We start from the raw sequence: 1,910 nt of genomic DNA, 5'->3' as shown, positions 1-1,910 counted from the left end.
ATGATAGGAGATGGCATCTCTAAACCTAACAAGCGCGTTTTGATATCGATATCATCACTAGATAAGCCAACTAGGCGTTTGGCTGCAATACGATAATCATTAAAGGCACGGCGGTTTTCGCGTAGTGTCCACTCATCACCTGCGCCGCCTGAGACAAATTCATAACCTGCTTTTGGAATCGCACCGCGCGCTTCGACTTCTAAGCGATCAAGACTAATGATGTTGATTTTCTTTTCTGCGGTACTGGCAAGATAGGGCGTTGGTGGTCTAGTAGCGTCATTCGCTGCTGCAAAAACTTGCGTGCTCATCAAAGGTAACGCGCTAAGACCGATACCAGCTGCGCCTAATAGCTTACGTCTTGAGATAGATTTTTTGGTTAATTCGCTAGTGTCATTCACTGATGGTTTCATTACTTATCCTTTAGTAATTAATTATTTAGTAGTTAATTATTGGTATGAGTATTTATGTACGCATTATAATAAATAATGACTATCTATTGTTAAATAATTGTTAATTATCAACGTATAAGGTTAATTTAAACTTCAAATTACACTATATTTATTATATATTATTACAGGCTAGTAACGTCTTGTGACTTACCTTTTCTATTCTCTAACTTTTTTTAAGGTTAAGTCAATACCAATATTATTTCAATAACATTAGAGGCTTACAATGAATTTACTCAAGAAATCCATCCTGACTCTTGCCAGTCTTGCCTTATCTGTGGCGGCAACTGCTGCTTCTGATACGGGTATCAGTGTCGATAAATCAAAAGTTGCCAAACGTGCTGTATTACCAGACTTTACAGTAGGTATGTGCGATGATGCAGCGCCAACGTTAACGAAGCTTAAAGACAACTTATATCGCCATACTAATGGCTCGGGCTTGGCTGTACATAGTGGTATCGTGATGATCACCGATGAAGGCGCACTAGTTGTTGATGGCGGCGCAACTTGTGCTACAGAATGGCTCAGTAAAGAGATCAAAAGTCGTTTTGGTGTCTCTGTCAAATACAATGTCTTAACCCATGCTCATGCGGATCACATGGCAGGTAGCCAAGTATTTCAAAAGCAAGGCGCGACCATCGTTGCACACAGAAATGTGATTGAGCCTGTGATTGGGGAAAGAATGCCTTATGCCATCCCTGATAGAGTGTTCGACGAAGACATGACCATTACTCTCGGCGGTGAGACGGTTGAGCTACACCGCGTCGATCCTAGTCATTCAAACAGTATGACCATGGTGCTATTCCCGCGTCAAAAAGCGCTACAGTGCACCGACGTCTGCCAAAACAAAACCATGCCTTACAATGATTTCTTAGACTTCTATTATGATGGCTGGATCAACACTTTAGATTGGGTGATTGAGCAAGACGTTGATATTATCGATATCGGTCATTACACCCCAGCGACTAAAGCTGAGCAAGTCGCACTGCGCGATTACATGGTTGATTTGCATAAGCAAGTATTGACTCTTGAACGTGCTGGACAAAGCTGGGATCAGTTATATCGCAATGTTGAGTTTAGCCCAGAAGTACAAAGCTGGACCAACTTTAGTAACATGAAAACACTGAACACGCTTGGTATGCACCGCTGGGTGAAAAACCATCGCCGCGGCATGTGGTAATTAGCGATTGAATCAAACTGTCATTTTAGAAAGCTTTTTGATTAGTCGTCTTCATAAAAGAGTTGTTAGAGTATTCTGGCAACTCTTTTTTATGAGATAAAATGTGGAATATCGTTTTTTTAGTAATTCAAACCAAACGAGGACTCATGATGAAAACCATCCATCATCCAGCAAATACACGCGGCGGCTCGTATCATGGTTGGCTCAGGAGTAAGCACACTTTTAGCTTTGCCGACTACTATGACCGTGAGCGGGTAGGGTTCGGCGTTCTCAAGGTGATTAAT

2 protein-coding genes and 1 pseudogene are annotated in these 1,910 nt (G+C 41.7%); 2 read left to right on the top strand and 1 reads right to left on the bottom strand.

The annotated features are described in order from the left end of the window. On the bottom strand, window positions 1-410 hold a 410-nt coding region (locus ACS8FD_RS13490), incomplete at its 3' end, for an alpha-hydroxy-acid oxidizing protein (protein WP_439276256.1). 262 nt (window positions 411-672) lie between these two features. Here ACS8FD_RS13490 and ACS8FD_RS13485 point away from each other — a divergent pair. Together ACS8FD_RS13485 and ACS8FD_RS13480 are read left to right on the top strand one after the other, a co-directional pair. Then, window positions 673-1,626 carry an MBL fold metallo-hydrolase gene (locus ACS8FD_RS13485; protein WP_439260450.1) on the top strand — a complete coding sequence of 318 codons (954 nt, stop codon included), beginning with the start codon at window positions 673-675 and terminating at the stop codon, window positions 1,624-1,626. A 149-nt stretch (window positions 1,627-1,775) separates the two neighbouring features. Further along, window positions 1,776-1,910, top strand: a pseudogene (locus tag ACS8FD_RS13480) (pirin family protein); the annotation flags it as partial.

This window comes from Psychrobacter sp. 1U2 (assembly GCF_051847575.1).
Note: the sequence above shows the minus strand (reverse complement) of the source record. Positions and strands in the feature narration are given on the sequence as shown.

Coding starts and splice junctions, on each gene's coding strand:
- ACS8FD_RS13485 (WP_439260450.1), top strand. CDS start 673: ATGAATTTACTCAAGAAATCCATCCTGACTCTTGCCAGTCTTGCCTTA.